This window comes from Flavisolibacter nicotianae (assembly GCF_003628535.1).
Lineage (GTDB): Bacteria > Bacteroidota > Bacteroidia > Chitinophagales > Chitinophagaceae > Flavisolibacter > Flavisolibacter nicotianae.
On sequence record NZ_RBCI01000004.1, the window covers coordinates 371284 to 389553 of the forward strand.

Below are 18270 nucleotides of genomic sequence, written 5' to 3' on the forward strand. Positions count from 1 at the left end.
AGAAAAAACAACAGACAGCAAAAATTCTTTACCGCAAGCATGGTTCTTGCGGCGTTCAAGATGCAACTACCGGTGCTGTGAAATTGTTTTGTACTGAAACGTGCGGTGAGCAGAACCCCGCTGCGATGGGTCTTCTGTGACACCCCGCAAGAACAAAATGCCACCTTTTTTCCACTCATCAAAAAACAATCGTTAAAAACAGGCCTTAACAAATTAGGCGTCCTTTTTGCCTTAAATTTGATTGGTATGCAGCAAGCATTAAAATACATTTTTGACATGAAACGTTTTCCAATTATCCTGGCGCTGGTGCTGACAGGAGTTTTTCTGACCGTTCGTTCTCTGGGAAAATCAAACACAACTCCGCCGACCAAATATGAGAAGATCTTGCAACTCGTAGGAGCCATCCTCACACAGGGTCACTACGAACCGAAGGACATCAACGATGACTTTTCAAAAAAGATCTACGCCAAATATTTTGAAGACCTGGACCCGGAAAAAAACATTTTCCTGCAATCCGATCTGCAGTCGCTGGATAAATATGCTACCCGTATCGATGACGAAGTCAAAGGCGCGCCGGTTGAATTTTTCAAAGCGGCCGGGCAAATCTTCGATGCCCGTGTGAAAGAACTGGAGGAAGTCTACAAGTCGATTCTTTCCAGGCCTTTCGACTTTACCGTGAATGAAACCTATGTTGGCGATGACGAGAAGAAAAGCTTTCCGGCTAACGAAGCCGCACGCCGCGAAGAGTGGAAAAAATATTTGAAATACCTGACCCTCCAACGCTATTCCGACCTCCTCGACAGCCGTGAAAGCAACAAGGGCAAAGAAGGCGCTGTCAATAAAACCGACGCCGATCTGGAAAAAGAAGCCCGTGACAAAGTGCTGGCCATCATGAACCGCACCTTCGACAGGTACCGCACCAAGTTCAATGAAGAAGACAAGTTCAATGTTTTTGTAAACGTGATCACGGAAATGATGGACCCGCATACCGAATTTATGCCGCCACTCGACAAACGCTATTTCGACGAAACCATGAGCGGAAAGTTTTATGGTATTGGCGCCCAGCTTTCGTACGATGAAGGCAATATTAAGATCGCCAGTGTGCTGCCTGGCGGACCGGCGCAGAAAAATGGTGGCGTCGAAGCAGGCGACATCATTGTGCGAGTGGCGCAGGAAGGGGAAGCTGCAGTTGACCTCTCAGGTTTTACCGTGCAGGATGCCGTGAAACTGATCCGCGGTAAACTGGGCTCCAAGGTGAGTGTGACCCTTCGCAAAAAAGATGGCTTGCTGAAAACCATCACGCTTGTCCGCGAAGAAATTGTGCAGGACGAAGCCTACGTCAGAAGTGTCGTGGTTAAAGAAGGCGGTCAGAAAGTCGGTTATATCTATTTGCCGGAATTCTACGCCAACTTCCAGGAAGCCAACGGCGCTCATAGCGGCGACGATGTGGCGAAAGAGGTCAAGAAGCTGAAGGCCGAAGGTGTTGACGGTATTGTCATGGACCTGCGCAACAACGGCGGGGGTGCCTTGTACGATGTGATCCAGATCGCCGGTTTGTTCATCGACGATGGACCGGTGGTGCAGGTTCGCGACCGCCAGGGAAAACCAACCGTTATGCGTGACAGGGATGGCGGCATTTTGTATGATGGACCGCTGGTTGTGATGGTAAATGAAATGAGCGCTTCCGCCTCCGAGATCCTGGCGGCTGCCATGCAGGACTATGGCCGCGGAATCATCATTGGCACAAATACCTACGGAAAAGGTACGGTGCAAAGAACGATCGGCCTTGATCCCGAATCAGGTTTCATGAATACCAACTCTGACTTGGGTTCATTGAAAATCACCCTCCAGAAATTCTACCGGATCAACGGCGGATCTACGCAACAAAGGGGCGTCGTGCCGGACGTGGTCATTCCGGATTACCTGCAGAATTTGAAAATCCGTGAAAAAGACAACCCGTATTCGCTGCCATACGACGAAATCGGTAAAGCCGCCTTCCAGAGCTGGAAGCCGGGTTATAGCCTCGACGGCATCAAGCAAATGGCCTCAACACGCATCGCGAACGATACCACGTTCAAGCGCATCGCCGATGCCAGCGTTTTCGTTGCCAAACAAAATGATAAAGTGTATTCGTTGCAACTGGATCAATACCGCGCCGAGCAGAAGGAAATCCGCAATGCCGTGAAAAACATTGAAAATTTGACGAAGCTGAAAACACCCTTGCCGGTATCTTTTATGAAGCAGGACGAAAGCCGCTTTGTTTCGCAGGACAAGGACAAGACCGAGCGGTACAAGCAGTGGATGGCCGGAGTTAGCAAAGACATTTATGTTGACCAGGCCGTGAAGGTGATCAAGGACATGGTCACGCAACAAAACGTGGCGAAGGTGGGCGAGAAGAAAGAAGCCGTGAAACCTTTCTAAGCGATCAGAACGATCAGAAAAATCCCCGCCGGTGGCGGGGATTTTTTTTATGCAACCAGGTAGCGTTCGCGTAAAATATTGAGGTGATGCAGAACGTGTCCAACCGTAATAAAGGCGATACCGTTTACCGAGATCGGGTTATTGTTTGCCTGGCCTGTAGAAGTCAGCTGCTCTTCGGTAAAAGAGGCAAATAACAACTTTGTTGCCGTTCGCACGGCACTGAATTCCGTAACCAGTTCGGTCTTGCTCCGCCTGTCACCCTGCGAGTTGGCAGCGTAGAGATTTTCGTCGAAGCCGGGAAGGCTTTGTTTTTCGCCACGGGCTATGCACAGCGCCCTGTACGAAAAGATCCGCTCGGTGTCGATCATGTGCTGTACCAGTTCTTTGATGCTCCATTTGCCTTCCGCATAGCGGAAGTCCCATTTTTCTTCCGGGATCGCTTGCAGGAAAGAGCGTAGCGATTCGCTGTTTTTTTCCAATGCACTGCTTGCATTGTCTTCTTCAACCAGCTTTACATATTTGTGATAGAATTCCGGGATGGACGAAAGAGCAGGTTTTGCCATAATGGTTTGGTTTGCGTTGTAAAAAATTTATTTCAGGATTTTTCCGAAAAATGCTTTCATGTCGTTCCATGAAGCCGTATCGGCAGCACCATTGTAACGGATCGGCATATTGAACTGTTTGCCCTTTTCCGTGGCGTCGGGGTTGGTAAACGCATGGGTAGCTCCCTCGTACACCTTAAAATCATAGGCAACACCAGCAGAATCCATGCTTTTCCTGAAGGCGTTTACCTGGTCTTGTGGTACAAAGCTGTCGGCACCGCCATGGCAAACCAGGAACTGGGCCTTTGTGCCTTTATGCGGTGGCACACCCTGCAGTCCACCGTGGAAGCTGACGACGCCCAACACCGGTGCGCCCATCTTGGCATAGTTCAACACCATGGAACCGCCAAAACAGTAACCAATGGCAATAGTCTTTGCCGTATCGGCCTGCGGCATCGAGCGAACCTTTGCCAGGGCCGCATCGAGACGCTCTTTTGCCATTTGCGGGTTTTGGTAAAAAGGCATGGCGCTTTTTTGTGCTTCATCGGGATTGGGAGCAATTTTTCCATCGCCGTACATGTCGACGGCCATGGCGAGGTAGCCCATTTCGGCCAGCATTTTTGCCCGCATACGGGGATAGTCTGTCATGCCCCACCATTCCGGGACAACCAGTACCACGGGCCGCGGGCCTTGCTTTTTTTCGTCGTAGGCAACATAGCCTTTCAAACTCGTATTACCGGCCGTATAACTGACCGGCTCTTCTTTGATAGATGCCGAAACCGCAGATGTTTCGTTCATGGTGCTGTCCTCTTTTTTTGCAGTAGTTGTTGAGGCCTGGTTGCCACAGGCAAACAGACCGGCTACAAAGGTGCCTGTTATCAACGCAAGGGAAATCCTTTTCATGGTTTAATGTTTTTGTGATGTAGTAAGGAGGAAACAACCCGAAAATAAATCTTGTTCAGTAAAGGCGGAGATGGCGGCCTCATTTTTGAAAGAAACAACCCTAAACGCAAAAGGAAACGCATATGAAACGATTGATACAACTCCTGTTCTTTGGCTGCGCCGCACTGTTTACGCTTTCCCTTTTTTCCTGCGGGTCCTCCAGAAAAGTCATGGGCCTGGAAGAAGGGTGGGACCTGCTGGGTGAGGCGAAGGTGAATTTTATCCGCGACAAGGACGTAATTACCATTCGGCAGCGAAACATGTATACCGCCATTCGTTTCGCCGTGGAAGACAAGGATGTCCGGATCAGCGAACTGAAAATTGTAATGAACAATGGCGACGTGCTACAGCCGGCAATTAATGAAGACATCAAGGCAGGACAACAAAGCCGCACCATCGAACTCGCAGCAGACGGACGGATCCTCGACAGGATTGAATTCAAATACCGGTCGCTGGGTGGTATTTTCTCGGGCCGGGCAACCGTAACGGTTGTTGGGCGACGTTATGACCCATACCGGCGTTATTAAAAAGGGAAAAACCCTCGTAAACCAAACAATGTTCATAAAAAAACCCTCCCGGCTGACCGGGAGGGTTTTCATTGATTTTTATTTCGAACTACTCCTTGTTTTGTAGCTTTTTCAGTTTGCCAGCAGGATATCGAGATTGGAAGAAAGTGGGGACGCCACCAATATCACCATATCCAATTCGCATTCACATCCAAGAGAAAACGATCTTAGGCCGCTTTCGACTTTTCTTTTGTTTTCCCGGCAGGAGTTTTTGTTTTCAGCTTTAGTTCTTTTCCGTCAACCTTGATTTTCTGTCCTTCCGGGGTGATTACCTTTCCGCCTTTTGCAAGGGCATCTGCCATGACAACGGCTTCGTAGGCATTGACCAGTCCACCCGTGCGGCTCAGCTCAGAAAGCTTCGTCTTTTCACCTGTGGCCGGGTTTGTCACAACGTCGGTAAAGGGAACAGCACTTTTCTCGATGACCGCTTTCACCTGCTGGGGTGTAAACTGTGGATAGTATTCAAAGATCAATGCAGCAAGGCCGGCAACAACGGGTGAAGCCATAGACGTTCCGGACAGGTTTCGATAGGTATTGCCGCCGGGAACTGTTGCATAAATATTGACACCGGGTGCGAAGACATCCACCTCTTTTTTACCAATGTTGGAGAAACTGGCAACCAGGCTGTTCTTGGCCGCGGCTGATGCACCGACGGTGATCCAGTTGCTTGCATGGACCGATCCACCTTTGAAAACAGGTGTTGGAAAGTTCCAGGCCGTATCAATGTCGGCGCCTTCGTTACCGGCCGCATGTACCAGCAAAACACCTTTGCTTTCCGCGTACTTCACGGCATCGTCCACCCATTGTTTTTGGGGAGAAACGCCCTTACCGAAACTCATATTGATCACCTTTGCGCCATTGTCAACCGCGTAGCGGATAGCCAGTGCAATATCCTTGTCGTGCTCATCGCCATCCGGCACGGCACGCACCATCATGATGCGAACATTGTCGGCAATGCCGTCAACTCCTTTTCCGTTGTTGCGAGCTGCGGCAATGATACCGGAAACGTGTGTGCCGTGTTCGGCGGTAGACGCCATCACGTCATTGTTGCCGTAAAAACGATCGTTAATATCGTCTTCGTTATCTTTTACAATTTCGCCGCGATAGTTTTCGGGAGCCGTTTCTTTTGCATTCACTTTCCGCTCTTCGCTTTTTACATAGTCGCCGATTTCGGAAAGGACATCCTTGTTCGTACGGGACATTTCAATATTCAGTCCCTGGTATAAAATAAGGTATTTACGTTTGGCCGAACGCTCCGGCTCTGCATTCGCATGAATGCCGTCTACGTCGGTACCTGTAAACTCCGCCTTGCCAAGGATACGTTGGAGCGTGGTATCAGCCGAAGCGGCAGCCTTGTAGGCATTGTTGATCAGCATAAGATTCAGCGAAGCCGTCGGGTCGCCCTTCAGGTCGCTGCCGGCTTTCAACCACATTTTGTACAATTCCTGGTCGTCCTTGCTTAAGGTGGACGGGTCCTTCACGCCTTCAAACTTGCTTTTGTACTTGTGGTAAACCCGTGCCGCCTCATAGGAATCTTCGCTGACATTGCGACCGTCTTTTCCACCAAGAAAATTCCAGCCGTGCACGTCGTCTACGTAACCGTTCTTATCATCGTCAATGCCATTGCCGGGAATTTCGCCGGGGTTGTTCCATAAGATCGGGCGCAGGTCCTCGTGTGTGGTATCCACACCGGAATCGATCACGGCCACAACCACTTGCTTGCTGGGTTTGCCTTTTAAAAACTGGTAGGCTTTTTCGAGGCTAATGCCGTAATACCCGCTTGTCTTCGGGTCTTTCAAGTGCCAGCCATCCGGCGCTTCTTTCTGTGAAAACGAGGTAAGCGTAATGCCCGCCAATAATGTTGACCAAAGGGCACGTCTGATAGGTTTGTTCATGCAAATCGAATTAATCTTCGTAAAAATACCCCAAGAGATGATAGTAACTTGTGAAAACTACCGGTGAAAGTCTGTGAAACTGTTAAGAACGACCGTAGCAAGATCATCTGTAAAATAGGTGAGGTTGTCTGTTATTAAAATGTTCAGCAGAAGATCCCGCAAAAAGCGCTTCGCATCTTTCATAAAAAGGAACACGGCGAATTTTCAAACGGTACATACTCATGATCATTTTATTTCACCAAAACACAGGTATTTGATCTCCATAAAATAGTCCATTCCATACTTCGATCCTTCGCGGCCAAAGCCAGACTCTTTTATACCGCCGAACGGCGCCACTTCCGTTGAAATCAACCCTTCGTTGATGCCAACCATGCCGTATTCGAGTGCCTCCGCTACCCGCCAGCAACGGGCCACATCGCGGCTGTAGAAATAAGCTGCCAGCCCGTACTCCGTATCATTGGCCATCCGAATTCCTTCTTCTTCGGATCGGAACCGGAAGATTGGTGCCACGGGTCCGAAAACCTCTTCCCGTGCAATGATCATTTCCGGTGTTGCCTCCGTTAATACCGTTGGCTGGAAAAACAAACCTTCGAGGTGCCTGCCACCGGTGGTGATATGTGCTCCCTTGCTGACCGCATCGTCGATGTGGCGTTGCACTTTTTCCAGCGCCTTTTCGCTGATTAGCGGCCCTACCTGCACGTCTTTCTCCAACACATTTCCCGTTTTCAATGCTAACACCGCTTTGGTGAATTTTTCAACGAATTCATCATAAACGGTCTCCTGCACAAGGATGCGGTTGACACAGACGCAGGTTTGGCCATTGTGGCGGAATTTGGAGACCAGTGCCCCCTTCACGGCAGCAGCGATATCGGCATCTTCAAACACGAGGAAAGGAGCATTGCCGCCCAGTTCAAGCGACAATTTTTTGAGGGTCGGTGCACATTGCTGCATCAGGGTTTTACCGACGGGTGTTGAACCGGTAAAAGAAAGCTTGCGCACTTTTGGATTCTCGCAAAACTCTTTGCCGGTCTCGCTGCTTTGCGCTGATGTAATGGTATTATAAATCCCTGGTGGGAAGCCGGCTTTTTCGGCAAGGGAAGCAATTGCCAGGCCAGTCAGTGGCGTTTCGGACGGTGGCTTTACGACCACAGGACACCCTGCCGCCACGGCGGGGGCCACTTTTCGTGTGATCATTGCAAGGGGAAAATTCCAGGGTGTAATGGCGGCGGCAACCCCCACCGATTGCTTGATCACCACGAGACGCCTGTCTTTGGTGTGCGGCGGAATGACATCGCCATAGGTCCGTTTGGCTTCTTCGGCAAACCATTCCACGAACGAAGCGCCATAGGTCACCTCGCCCTGGCTTTCGGTGATCACCTTACCGGATTCAATGGTCATGAGGTAGGCAAGTTCGTCCCTGTGCTCCAGCATCAGGTTAAACCAGTTTCGCAGCAGGGCCGACCGTTCTTTGGCGGTCAGGTCGCGGTATTGCGGCCAGGCGGCGTCCGCGGCATCAATCGCCTTTTTTACATCGCTGCGGTCCATATCCGGAACAGCAGCGATGACTTCTCCGTTTGCCGGGTTCGTCACGTTGAAGGTTTTGCCGCTCGCTGCCTTTACCCATTTGCCATTGACAAAGGCTTCCGTTTTCAAGAGATCTATTTTCATCTGCGCTGTTTTTAAAATCGGCCGGAAAAGCATTCCATGCCGACTAAAATTACACCATGTCCGTTTGAACATAAATTCCGATCGCAATACCTGGTTGGGGAATAGATCTTCAACCGAACCGCGAAACAGGCTAAATTCGGCCATCAAATTTCCACAATGAACCATAACGCTGCCGGTTGCTGGCTTTTTGCTTTCTTGTTTTCCTGCCTGGGTATGCATGCGCAAAAACCCAACACGTACTCGCTTCAATCGCCTGGTGGAAAAATCACGGTTGCAATTACGACTACACCCAACCTGACCTGGGCTGTAAAGCACGAAAGCACGCCGGTGCTGGCAACTTCGCCCATTTCGCTTTCACTGGCAGGTGGTGAGATTTTAGGCCGGGGAGGCGTTGTTTCAGCGGGCAAACATTCGTCGGCCGACAACACGATCAATGGGCCGGTTTACAAGAAGAAAACCATACGGGACCGGTACAACCAACTCGAGCTCCGGTTTCGCAATGATTACAGCGTCATCTTCCGTGCCTACGACGATGGTGTCGCCTACCGCTTTGTGACCGACCGGAAAGACAGCCTGGTGGTCAGCAGCGAAGAAGCCGGTTTCCGTTTCGATAACGACTATAAGGCATTTACCCCTTATGTACGGGAACCCCGCTTCGACAATGACAAGTTTCAAACGTCCTTCGAAGCCCTGTATGAAGAAAAAAAGATCTCGCAGTTTGCCAAAGACACCCTGGCGTTTTTACCGGTGCTTGTAGAACTCAACGACAACAAAAAAGCCGTGCTCCTCGAAGCCGACCTTGAAGACTTTCCGGGTCTTTACCTGGAACAGGACAAGCAAACGGCGAACGCTTTCAAATCCGTTCATGCGCCTTACCCGGTAAAGGAAATGCTGGGTGGCAACGTTGGCGGCCGTAATTATATCGTCACGGCCAGGGCCGCCTATATTGCCCGTACGGCCGGCAGGAGGGCCTTTCCGTGGAGGGCTGTCGTCATCAGCACTTCCGACAAGGAACTTGCCAACAATGACCTGGTGTACAAGCTGGCTTCTCCGTCGCGAATCGGTGATATTTCATGGATCAGGCCCGGCAAAGTTGCCTGGGACTGGTGGAACAATTGGAACATCAGCCATGTGGATTTCCGGGCCGGCATCAACACACCGACTTACAAATACTATATCGATTTTGCTGCGGCCAACGGTCTTGAATATATCGTGATGGACGAAGGCTGGAGTGTGAATACGGATATCGCACAGATCTCGCCGAACATCAACCTGCAGGAGATCGTTGACTACGGCAGGAGCAAAGGTGTTGGTGTGATCCTTTGGGCAACCTGGTATGCCCTGCACAATCGGCTGGATGAAATCTTTTCGAAGTATGCAGACATGGGCGTGAAAGGATTCAAGATCGACTTTCTCGATCGCGACGACCAGAAGATGGTGGCGTCCACCTACGAGATTGCACGAAAAGCCGCTGCCCGCCATTTGCTTGTCGACCTGCACGGTGCCTATAAACCAACCGGTCTTCAACGCACCTATCCAAACGTCATCGGATTTGAAGGCGTGCGGGGCATGGAAAATGTAAAATGGGCGCCGGCCGACGATGTGCCGCGTTACGATGTCACACTGCCCTTTATTCGCCAGGTTGCCGGCCCGATGGATTATACTCCCGGCGCCATGCGCAATGCAACGAAAGAAGATTTTCGCCCTGTCAACAACATGCCGATGAGCAAGGGCACACGCTGCCACCAGTTGGCGATGTATGTTGTTTACGAAGCCCCGTTGGGCATGCTGAGTGATAACCCAACGGCGTATATGAAGGAGCAGGAGAGCACAAAATTTATTGCCTCGGTTCCGACAACGTTTGATGAAACCGTTGTCCTCGATGGCCTGGTGGGCGAGTACATCTGTACCGCCAGGCGCAAAAATGAGACATGGTATATCGGTGCCATGACGAACTGGACGCCCCGGGAACTAACGATCGATTTTTCATTTTTGGGCGAAGGCAGTTATGAGGCTGAAATCTTCCGCGACGGTATCAACGCCGACCGGGATGCAACAGACTATAAACGCGAGGTGATCACCGTAACGAAGAATGACAAAAAAACAGTCATGCTCATGAACGGTGGGGGATGGGTAGCAAGAATTTCACCTAAAAAATAGGGCACAAACAGCAAAAAAATTACGCGTTATCATCCAGTCCCATGCGCATGTTGACCAGCAGTTTTGAAAACCCAAACTTTTCGTAGGCCCGGATGGCCGCTTCGTTTTGGTGGTAAACATCGAGTCGTAATTCCGTAATTCCTTTCGACAGGGACCAGGCCTTCAATGCCTCGATGATTTTCGCATTGATCCCTTTTCCCCGGTACTCCGGACGCACATACATAAATCCCAGGTAGCAATGGAACGGGTGTTTTAGATAAGGTTTAGCTTCTTCGACCCGGGCATAGCCGGAGCCGACAATTTCATTATCGGCCACCGCGACCGCAACATACACATCGTCCCTTTGGATCATTGCGCCCAGGTCGTAGTAGTGAATGCTGCCGGGTTTCAGTGTTTCATCGAATGGGCGTTCAGTGGCAACCACTCCTTGCTCGAACGCAAGAAGAGTGGGTAAGTCCTGCAACGTTGCCTGCCGAATGGTAACCGGGTCCATCTTAAGGAGTTTAAAAAAATCACTCGCTTTCTTCTTCGTCCCGCTCTTTCAGGTCGTCCTGGATCTCTTTGCTTGGACTGACCAGTACCTTGTCGATCCGGTGCCCGTCCATGTCCATGATCTCGAACTGGAAACCTTTCCATTTTAATTTTTCGCCGCAGGCTGGAATGTGCTCCAGTTCGTGCAGGACACAACCGGCCAGGGTATCAAAATCCAGCTCTTCTTCCGACAGCCACTCGGTGCGGTTAAAGCGGGAAAGAAAATCGTAGAACGGAATTTGTGCATCCACCAGGAAGGTGCCGTCACCGCGATCAACGATCGCATAGTCTTCCTGCCCGGTATCGGGCATGTCGCCAATGATGGCTTCAAGGATGTCGTTCAGCGTTATCATGCCGCGCAGGCTGCCGTACTCGTCCACGATAAAGCAAACATGAAAACGCGACGACTTGAACTTGGCCATCACCTGGTAGGCCGTATTGTTGTCGGGCACAAAGATCGCCGTGATCATCAGGTCTTTGAACAGCGTAAAATCATCGCTCGTGTACAGGTCCTTGATGGAAACGACTCCTTTAATGTTGTCGATATCGCCGTCGCAGATCGGGTAGAACGAATGGGGTTCCTGCAGGATTTTCTCCCGGATTTTTTCTTCGTTGTCGTTCACGTCGAACCAGACAATATCGCTTCGGTGGGTCATCAGGGAGGTGATGTTGCGGTCGCCCAGGTGGAAGATCCGTTCGATCATTTCTTTTTCTTCTTCTTCCACGGTGCCCGATTCCGTTCCTTCGGTGATGATGGCCTTGATCTCGTCTTCCGTAACAAAGTCTTCCCGCTTGCTTTTAATGTTGAACAGCTTGAAGATAAAGTTGCTGGTGTGATTGAGCGCCCAGACGATGGGATAGGTGATCTTGGCGAAAATGCGCATGGGCGCCGCCACGATCTTGGCGATCTTTTCGGCATTGATCAGGCCTATGCGTTTGGGAATTAACTCCCCGAAAACAATCGATAGAAAGGTGACGATCACCACCACAACAGTCGTGGAAATGGTGCGTGAATAGGGTTGAAGCGCCGGGAATTTGGCAAAAAAAGGTTCCAGGTACTTGCTGAATTTTTCACCCGAATACACACCCGTCAGGATGGCGATCAGTGTAATGCCGATTTGGGCGGCCGAAAGAAACAGTTCGGGACTATTGGAGAGATCGAGGGCATTTTTTGCTTTGGCATCGCCTTTTTCGGCCATGCTTTCCAGTCTTGGCTTCCGGGCCGAGACCAGTGCAATCTCCGACATGACAAACAATCCATTTAAAAAGATCAAACCGAGCAGAATAACAACTTCCATTTCTGTTTTTTAAGTGACCGGCCCCAAAGTTCCGAAATAATGCCGGTAACCGGAAGCCGTTAAAAATCCTGCACCAACCCCCAGCAAAGCTCCCGCCAGCAAGTCGGTGGGATAGTGAACGCCAACATAAACCTGCGCAAAGGCCACCAAGATGGCCCACAGATAAAAAAGAAAGGCCCAGGATTTAAAAATACTCCGAAAACTGCACACCATAAATGTTGCCAAACCAAAATGATTGGCTGCATGGTTGGAGAGAAAACTGTATCCGCCGGGGCAGGAACGGATCACCAGGCGCACCTGGCCGGCCAACGATGGCTCGTTGCAGGGCCGTATGCGCTGCACCGTTTCCTTGAAACCATAGGTTCCCGTCAGGTCGCAGAGAGCCACGGTTGCAAGAAAAGCCAGGGTCCACCAAATTCCCTTGATTCCATAGTTGAGAACGACAAACGAGATCATAAAAAGATAGAAAGGCGCCCAGAAAACCGAGTCACGGAAATAGGGGAGAACGGCATCGAAAACGGGATTGGCCAGGCGATGATTCAGGAAGAGAAACAATCCTTTGTCCCAATCGAGCAATTGCTGCCAAAACGATACCGATAGTTCATAGCCGGGCATTGGGCAAATGTAAGCAAAGCGGAAGGTTTGGCTGAAATGACATGCAACGCAACTGATCTTTCCTACCTGCGATGCATTCGTGCACTGCAATCAAGCGGCTTTACTTTACCGGGGCAAAATGAAGAGGCCCGGTTGCAATCGCAACCGGGCCTCCATATCGTACAAACGAATTTTATATTCGATTGGCTGCGTTCTCCATTAGACTTAGACGTTGAAACGAAAATGCATGACATCACCGTCTTTCACCACGTATTCCTTTCCTTCGATGCGCAAACGGCCGGCATCACGGGCAGCCGCTTCCGAACCGTATTTTACAAAATCATCGTAGCCGATCACTTCGGCCTTGATGAAACCTTTTTCAAAATCGGTATGAATCACACTGGCGGCCTGGGGTGCTTTCCATCCTTCGTGGATGGTCCAGGCCCGTACTTCCTGCACACCCGCCGTAAAGTAGGTTTGCAATCCGAGCAAGTTATAAGCTGCATGGATCAGCCGGTCCAGCGCCGGTTCTTTCATGCCGTATTCGTCCATGAACAATTGCTTGTCGTCGGCATTATCCATTTCGGAAATCTGCGCTTCGATGGAATTGTTCATCACGATCACCTGTGCGTTCTCGTTCTTCACGGCTTCCTTCAGCAGTTCGGAAAATTTGTTGCCGGTGTGCATGGATGCTTCGTCCACGTTGGCAACATACAGCACGGGCTTGCCGGTGAGCAAAAACAGGTCGGCAATGGCCGGCAGTTCTTCTTTCGAAAGGTCCAGTTCCCGGATGCTTTTCCCGGCTTCCAGGTGCGATTTGCAGCGCTGCAGCACTTCCAGTTCGGCCTTCGCCTTGGGATCGTTCTTGGCCAGCTTTTCCACGCGGCTCAGTTTCTTTTCAACGCTTTCGAGATCTTTCAACTGCAGTTCCGTATCGATGATTTCTTTGTCGCCAACCGGATTGATGGCGCCTTCGTCGCGGAGGATATTCTCGTCTTCGAAGCAGCGGATGACGTGGATGATGGCATCCACTTCGCGGATGTTGCCCAGAAACTTGTTGCCCAGTCCCTCGCCCTTGCTGGCACCCCGTACCAGGCCGGCAATGTCCACAATTTCGATCTGCGTGGGAACAACCCGGTTGGGTTTCACCAGCTCGGCCAGTTTGTACAGCCGCGGGTCCGGCACGTCCACCAGGCCCACGTTCGGGTCGATGGTGCAAAAGCGGTAGTTGCTGGCCTGTGCCTTGGCGCTGTTGCTGACCGCATTAAAAAGAGTTGATTTCCCAACGTTCGGAAGTCCTACGATACCTGCTTGTAAAGCCATGTTTCAGTCTTTAGTTTTTAGTCTCCAGTTTTAGTTTGTGTTGCTTTACTACAGACTGACAACTAAAGACTAAAGACTTTTTTCAGGCCGCAAATATAGGACTTGACCTCTTTTTATTGGTTGCCGGGTGGAACATTAACAACCCAGCCCTTCAGGTATTCGTAGCCGTCGACATTGGCTGCCCGCCAGCGCATGTTGAACAGGCCGCCCATGAGCACACTGACATTGGTAAATCCCTGCCCAGTCAGTTTTTTCGCCGCTTCAAACACTTCGTTCTGGCTGCTCATCGCATAAACCACGATGGGCTTATCCTTGTCGAGCGACAAGGACGCAAACTGTTTGTCCCAATCAGCAAAGGGAATACTGACGGCTCCTTTCAGGTTGCCGATATTGCGAAAGGATTCTTTGGAATTGTTGCTGAATTCTTCCGCCTTCCGCACATCGAGCAGGACGGGCCTGTCTTGTTTTGCAAGCCGGTCAAATTCCGGTGCGCTGATGGCATGGTAGGCGACATGGCTTGTCCAGTTGTTCCGGTCTTTTTCGGGAACTTCAGCCAGGTAACCATCCAACCCGGTGAACAAGACAACCAGATTCCTGAAACCTTTTTGCGCCAGTACGTTTGCAGCCACCGGGCTTTCATTCCCGGTTTCGTCTACCAGCAGGATGGTTTTATCGGTGGGCAGGGTGGCCGCTGCCTGTTCGAGGAGCGCAAGAGGAATATTGACTGCGCCGGAAAATTTTCCATAGGCATTGCGGCGCTCCGGAATAGCGATCCCCTGAAATGCAGAGTCGGTACGGACGTCGAGGATAAAATAATCAGCCGTTTTTGCCTTTGCCCATTCAAGGGGAGAAAGAATACGGTAGGCGAGGTTGGTCGAGAGGAGGTGGCAGTCTTCTTTGAAATTGTACAGCCGCAGGTTCGACAGGCCACCGTTGATGTTATAGACCTGGGTGAAGCCGCTGTCGGCCAGCATCTTGCTCACCCGCCGGCTGCGCTGGCTGTGCGAACAGTAAACATAAACCGGCTTGTTCCTGTATCCGGCAATTTCCTGCAACCGGGTGCCGATCTCGTTGATGTCGATATTGACGGCACAATTGAGGTGCCCGATATTGAGACTTTTGAACGAAGACGTATCGTTGAATTCACCCTTGCTGCGCACATCGAGCAGGAGGTAACCCGGGTGCTGTTGCAGCGACCGGCACAGGGCACTCCAATAAACGGTTTGGAAAGCAACGTTGTCGTAGCGGTACTGCGCCTGGATCTCCTGGGTCAACAGGACCAGCAGAATGAGAACTGCCTTCTTCATAACCATGAATTTTACAATAAGTTACCAAATGCCCGAATACCCCGGGCACATACTGTATGAATGGAGCACGACAAGGCCGGCGCTGTCAGAAATTTACTTTCAAAACCATTACCTTCAAACCCGATTCAAACCACCATTCGTAATCTGAAAACGTAAAACCGGGATGGCTTTAAGCAGAATTTGGGCAGCATTTATTATCGTGGCAGTGACCGTAGCGGTGATCCGGATGACCACCACCGAAAACAAAGGGATCTTTACGTCGATGGTCACGGGCAAGGCGGGAGACACGATCAAGCTGGCCAAAGCCGATACCACCACGCTGGATGCCGTTTCCCTTCAAAAACTTGACTCTGCCAAACTGCTCACCGTCGGCAAAAAAAGCGTCATCCGATCGGCCGACCGGCAGTTGCAGTATTTCCAGGTGCAAAATGCCGACGGCATCATCGAAACCTGCAAAAGCGCCGTCAACATCAGCATTGGCCTCATCGGGATCATGGCCCTGTTCATGGGGTTCATGAGCATCGCCGAGCGGGCCGGCGGCATCCGCCTGCTGTCGCGGATCATCTGGCCGTTTTTCTCCAAACTTTTCCCCGACATCCCCAAGGGCCACCCGGCCATGGGACATATGATGATGAACTTTTCGGCCAACCTCATGGGACTTGACAATGCCGCCACGCCGTTTGGCATCAAGGCCATGCAAAGCCTGCAGGAACTGAACGGCGGATCGGAGCGGGCTTCCAATGCGCAGATCATGTTCCTTTGCCTGCACGCATCGGGACTGACCCTGATCCCCGTGAGCATCATCGCCGCCAGGGCCGCCCTGAAAGCACCCAATCCAACCGATATTTTCGTGCCCTGCATGGTGGCCACATTTATCGCCACCATGGCCGCGATGATCATCGTGTCCATCAAGCAAAAGATCAACCTTTTTCAGCCGGTGATCCTGCTCTGGATCGGCGGGCTGTCGCTGCTGATTGCCCTGCTGGTGCAGTTCCTGGTTCGCATGAGTTCCGACAATGTGCAGACGTTTTCCTCCCTGCTGAGCAACGCCATCATTCTTGGGATTTTTCTTCTCATCATCATCGGTGCCCTTTACAAACGCATCGACATTTTTGACGCCTTTATCGACGGTGCCAGGGGTGGGTTCGAAACGGCGGTCCGCATCATTCCGTACCTCGTCGGCATGCTGGTGGCGATCTCCCTGCTGCGCACCAGCGGCACCTTCGAAGCCATTATCGACGCTATGAAAAGCGCCTTTGCCGTTTTTGGCACCGACACCCGGTTCGTTGACGGGTTGCCCACAGCCCTCATCAAGCCGCTGAGTGGCGGAGGCGCCCGGGGCATGATGATCGATACGATGAAAGCCTATGGCGTGGATTCGTTTGCCGGCCGGCTGGCCTGCGTGTTACAGGGATCGTCGGATACCACGTTTTACGTGATTGCCGTTTATTTTGGTGCCGTGGCCGTAAAGAATACGCGGTACGCGGTGGGAGCCATGTTGCTGGCCGACCTGGTGGGGATTATCGCTTCCATCGTGCTGGCCTACCTGTTTTTTGGCTGAGCCCTGACCGGCTTACCGGTCTAAAAAATAAAAGCGGCTTGCGGCCGCTTTCATAATTTGCTACGGATAGCATTTGGCAGTTAGTCTCGGAATAGCAAAGATAGCCCTGCCCGCATTGGAGAAAATACCGAAAAAGGGGTATTGGGTGGTGTAGCGGGGAGATTCTTTTGATGGGGGTCGGGGGCTGTTTGTCTTTTTTTCATCCATGGAGTATCGGCTTTGCCGAATAATCGCCGTAGGCGAAAGAGGTCGGGCTGCTTTGCCTCCCAATCGCAAAGCGAAGCCTCGGATAAAGGATTATTATCTAACAATATAAAAGCAGAATCCCCAAAGGGTAGAAACCGCTTCGGGGATGTTGAACTATCGTAAAGATAGTGAAAATATTAGAGAGTGAGCCGTTAGGCGAACCAATCAACGAAGTTGATATTCCAATTACTTCTGTAAATCTGCATCCGCACGTAGCGTCTCAATTAATTTATTCCGATAATTCAGGCGGATGGCCTCTGATAAGGGAGGTAACGCAAACCGAATGTTATTCTGCTTCTTGAGTTCATCGAACTTATCAGAGAAACGCTTGTAGGATTGTCTGACAAATTCATCTATGAGCGTTTCGGCATTGTCAAAATTGTTGCATTCCAAAAAGACGGTATCTGTGGCAACAAAGGTTATGAACCCCTTAAGTTCATAATTCCAAATTATATAGTTTGTAATAGACTTGTTGCCAAATTTCCTGTAAGTTATTTTCTGGATTCTAACCGCATCCGGTTCAACGTTGAATACTGTGAAGTCGGGAAACTCTTGTTCAAGCGTTTTGCTTGTTTCCCATTTGATAACATCAAGAGCAAGGGGAGTTACATTACCTGTCATAAGCGTTTAGTTTATCCCTAAATATAGCACGGCTCTACGTCGCTATGCGGTGCGCTGGCAAAAAAAGACAAACAAGCTTAGCCCCTGTGCGGAGCGCCTATTTAACATAAAAGGCAGTTATCAAGCCCACGTAATAGAACGTAGCCGCTTTCCAAATTTGCGGCGAACTTACTCCCAGCTTTTGTTGCTTAGCAAGTTCGCCGCAAATTTGGAAACAAGCGGCTACACCATTTATGGGCTTTGCTGATAACTCTATATTATGTCTAAGTAAGTTAGCCGACGGGCGGGTGGAAAATGCGTATGTTTTACGCAACGCATTTTTCCTGGGCGTTGGCCGATCGCGTGGGGCAGCGCCGGTTGTGCGGCGGGGGTGTATTGATTTTTTTCATCAGCGGAGCATCGGCTTGCAAAGCCGAACAATGGCCGTCAGGCCAAAAAAGACCGCAATTCAAAACAAGCATAATTTTGTAGGACTGACCGAAAACAAAAGTCCCGTAGAAACGGGACTAGCACTCTTTGCGGGAGAGCATAGAAATGTTTTCGCAGGGTCGTGATTAGCCTTCCAAGCTAAAAATGTAAAAAGCCGGTTCTTAAT

The 18270-nt window shown here is 50.6% G+C and carries 14 protein-coding genes; 4 read left to right on the top strand and 10 right to left on the bottom strand.

The genetic code is table 11. The annotated features are described in order from the left end of the window. Positions 1 to 276: 276 nt before the first annotated feature. On the top strand, positions 277 to 2421 hold the full coding sequence (locus tag D6024_RS13375) for a carboxy terminal-processing peptidase (RefSeq protein ID WP_121355370.1): 2145 nt from the start codon (positions 277 to 279) through the stop codon (positions 2419 to 2421). A gap of 47 nt (positions 2422 to 2468) precedes the next feature. Here D6024_RS13375 and D6024_RS13380 read toward each other — a convergent pair whose 3' ends face one another. Continuing rightward, positions 2469 to 2984: a DinB family protein gene (locus tag D6024_RS13380; RefSeq protein WP_121355128.1), complete on the bottom strand. Its 516-nt coding sequence runs from the start codon at positions 2982 to 2984 to the stop codon at positions 2469 to 2471. Positions 2985 to 3011: 27 nt separating this feature from the next. Beyond that, positions 3012 to 3866, bottom strand: coding sequence for a dienelactone hydrolase family protein (locus tag D6024_RS13385; RefSeq protein ID WP_121355129.1), 855 nt, complete (start codon positions 3864 to 3866; stop codon positions 3012 to 3014). A gap of 122 nt (positions 3867 to 3988) precedes the next feature. On the opposite strand from D6024_RS13385, the gene D6024_RS13390 reads away from it, so the two are divergent. Then, positions 3989 to 4432, top strand: a complete 444-nt coding sequence (locus D6024_RS13390; protein WP_121355130.1) for a hypothetical protein — start codon at positions 3989 to 3991, stop codon at positions 4430 to 4432. Positions 4433 to 4638: 206 nt separating this feature from the next. Here the strand turns inward: D6024_RS13390 and D6024_RS13395 are convergent, their stop codons facing one another. Both D6024_RS13395 and D6024_RS13400 read right to left on the bottom strand, forming a co-directional pair. Continuing rightward, positions 4639 to 6366, bottom strand: a complete 1728-nt coding sequence (locus tag D6024_RS13395; RefSeq protein ID WP_121355131.1) for a S8 family peptidase — start codon at positions 6364 to 6366, stop codon at positions 4639 to 4641. A 225-nt stretch (positions 6367 to 6591) separates the two neighbouring features. After that, positions 6592 to 8034 (bottom strand): NAD-dependent succinate-semialdehyde dehydrogenase, encoded by a 1443-nt coding sequence (locus D6024_RS13400; RefSeq protein ID WP_121355371.1) that lies wholly within the window; start codon positions 8032 to 8034, stop codon positions 6592 to 6594. 156 nt (positions 8035 to 8190) lie between these two features. Here D6024_RS13400 and D6024_RS13405 point away from each other — a divergent pair, with 156 nt between their 5' ends. Then, positions 8191 to 10194: a glycoside hydrolase family 97 protein gene (locus tag D6024_RS13405; protein WP_121355132.1), complete on the top strand. Its 2004-nt coding sequence runs from the start codon at positions 8191 to 8193 to the stop codon at positions 10192 to 10194. Between the two features lie 19 nt (positions 10195 to 10213). On the opposite strand, the gene D6024_RS13410 is transcribed toward D6024_RS13405, so the two are convergent. The 5 genes from D6024_RS13410 to D6024_RS13430 form a co-directional block, all read right to left on the bottom strand. Further along, complete coding sequence (locus D6024_RS13410; protein ID WP_121355133.1) at positions 10214 to 10687, bottom strand: GNAT family N-acetyltransferase; 474 nt, start codon at positions 10685 to 10687, stop codon at positions 10214 to 10216. A 19-nt stretch (positions 10688 to 10706) separates the two neighbouring features. Next, entirely contained in the window at positions 10707 to 12023 is a 1317-nt protein-coding gene (locus tag D6024_RS13415) for a hemolysin family protein (protein ID WP_121355134.1), read from the bottom strand. Positions 12024 to 12032: 9 nt separating this feature from the next. Next, complete coding sequence (locus tag D6024_RS13420) at positions 12033 to 12638, bottom strand: phosphatase PAP2 family protein (protein WP_121355135.1); 606 nt, start codon at positions 12636 to 12638, stop codon at positions 12033 to 12035. Between the two features lie 204 nt (positions 12639 to 12842). Further along, positions 12843 to 13940 carry a redox-regulated ATPase YchF gene (gene ychF, locus D6024_RS13425; protein WP_121355136.1) on the bottom strand — a complete coding sequence of 366 codons (1098 nt, stop codon included), beginning with the start codon at positions 13938 to 13940 and terminating at the stop codon, positions 12843 to 12845. A 113-nt stretch (positions 13941 to 14053) separates the two neighbouring features. Beyond that, a complete protein-coding gene (locus D6024_RS13430; protein WP_162944750.1) occupies positions 14054 to 15247 on the bottom strand; it encodes a rhodanese-like domain-containing protein in 1194 nt (397 codons plus the stop codon). Between the two features lie 163 nt (positions 15248 to 15410). Here D6024_RS13430 and D6024_RS13435 point away from each other — a divergent pair, with 163 nt between their 5' ends. Further along, entirely contained in the window at positions 15411 to 16808 is a 1398-nt protein-coding gene (locus D6024_RS13435; protein ID WP_121355138.1) for a nucleoside recognition domain-containing protein, read from the top strand. 432 nt (positions 16809 to 17240) lie between these two features. Here the strand turns inward: D6024_RS13435 and D6024_RS13440 are convergent, their stop codons facing one another. Continuing rightward, on the bottom strand, positions 17241 to 17675 hold the full coding sequence (locus tag D6024_RS13440) for a hypothetical protein (protein ID WP_121355139.1): 435 nt from the start codon (positions 17673 to 17675) through the stop codon (positions 17241 to 17243). Positions 17676 to 18270: the final 595 nt, after the last annotated feature.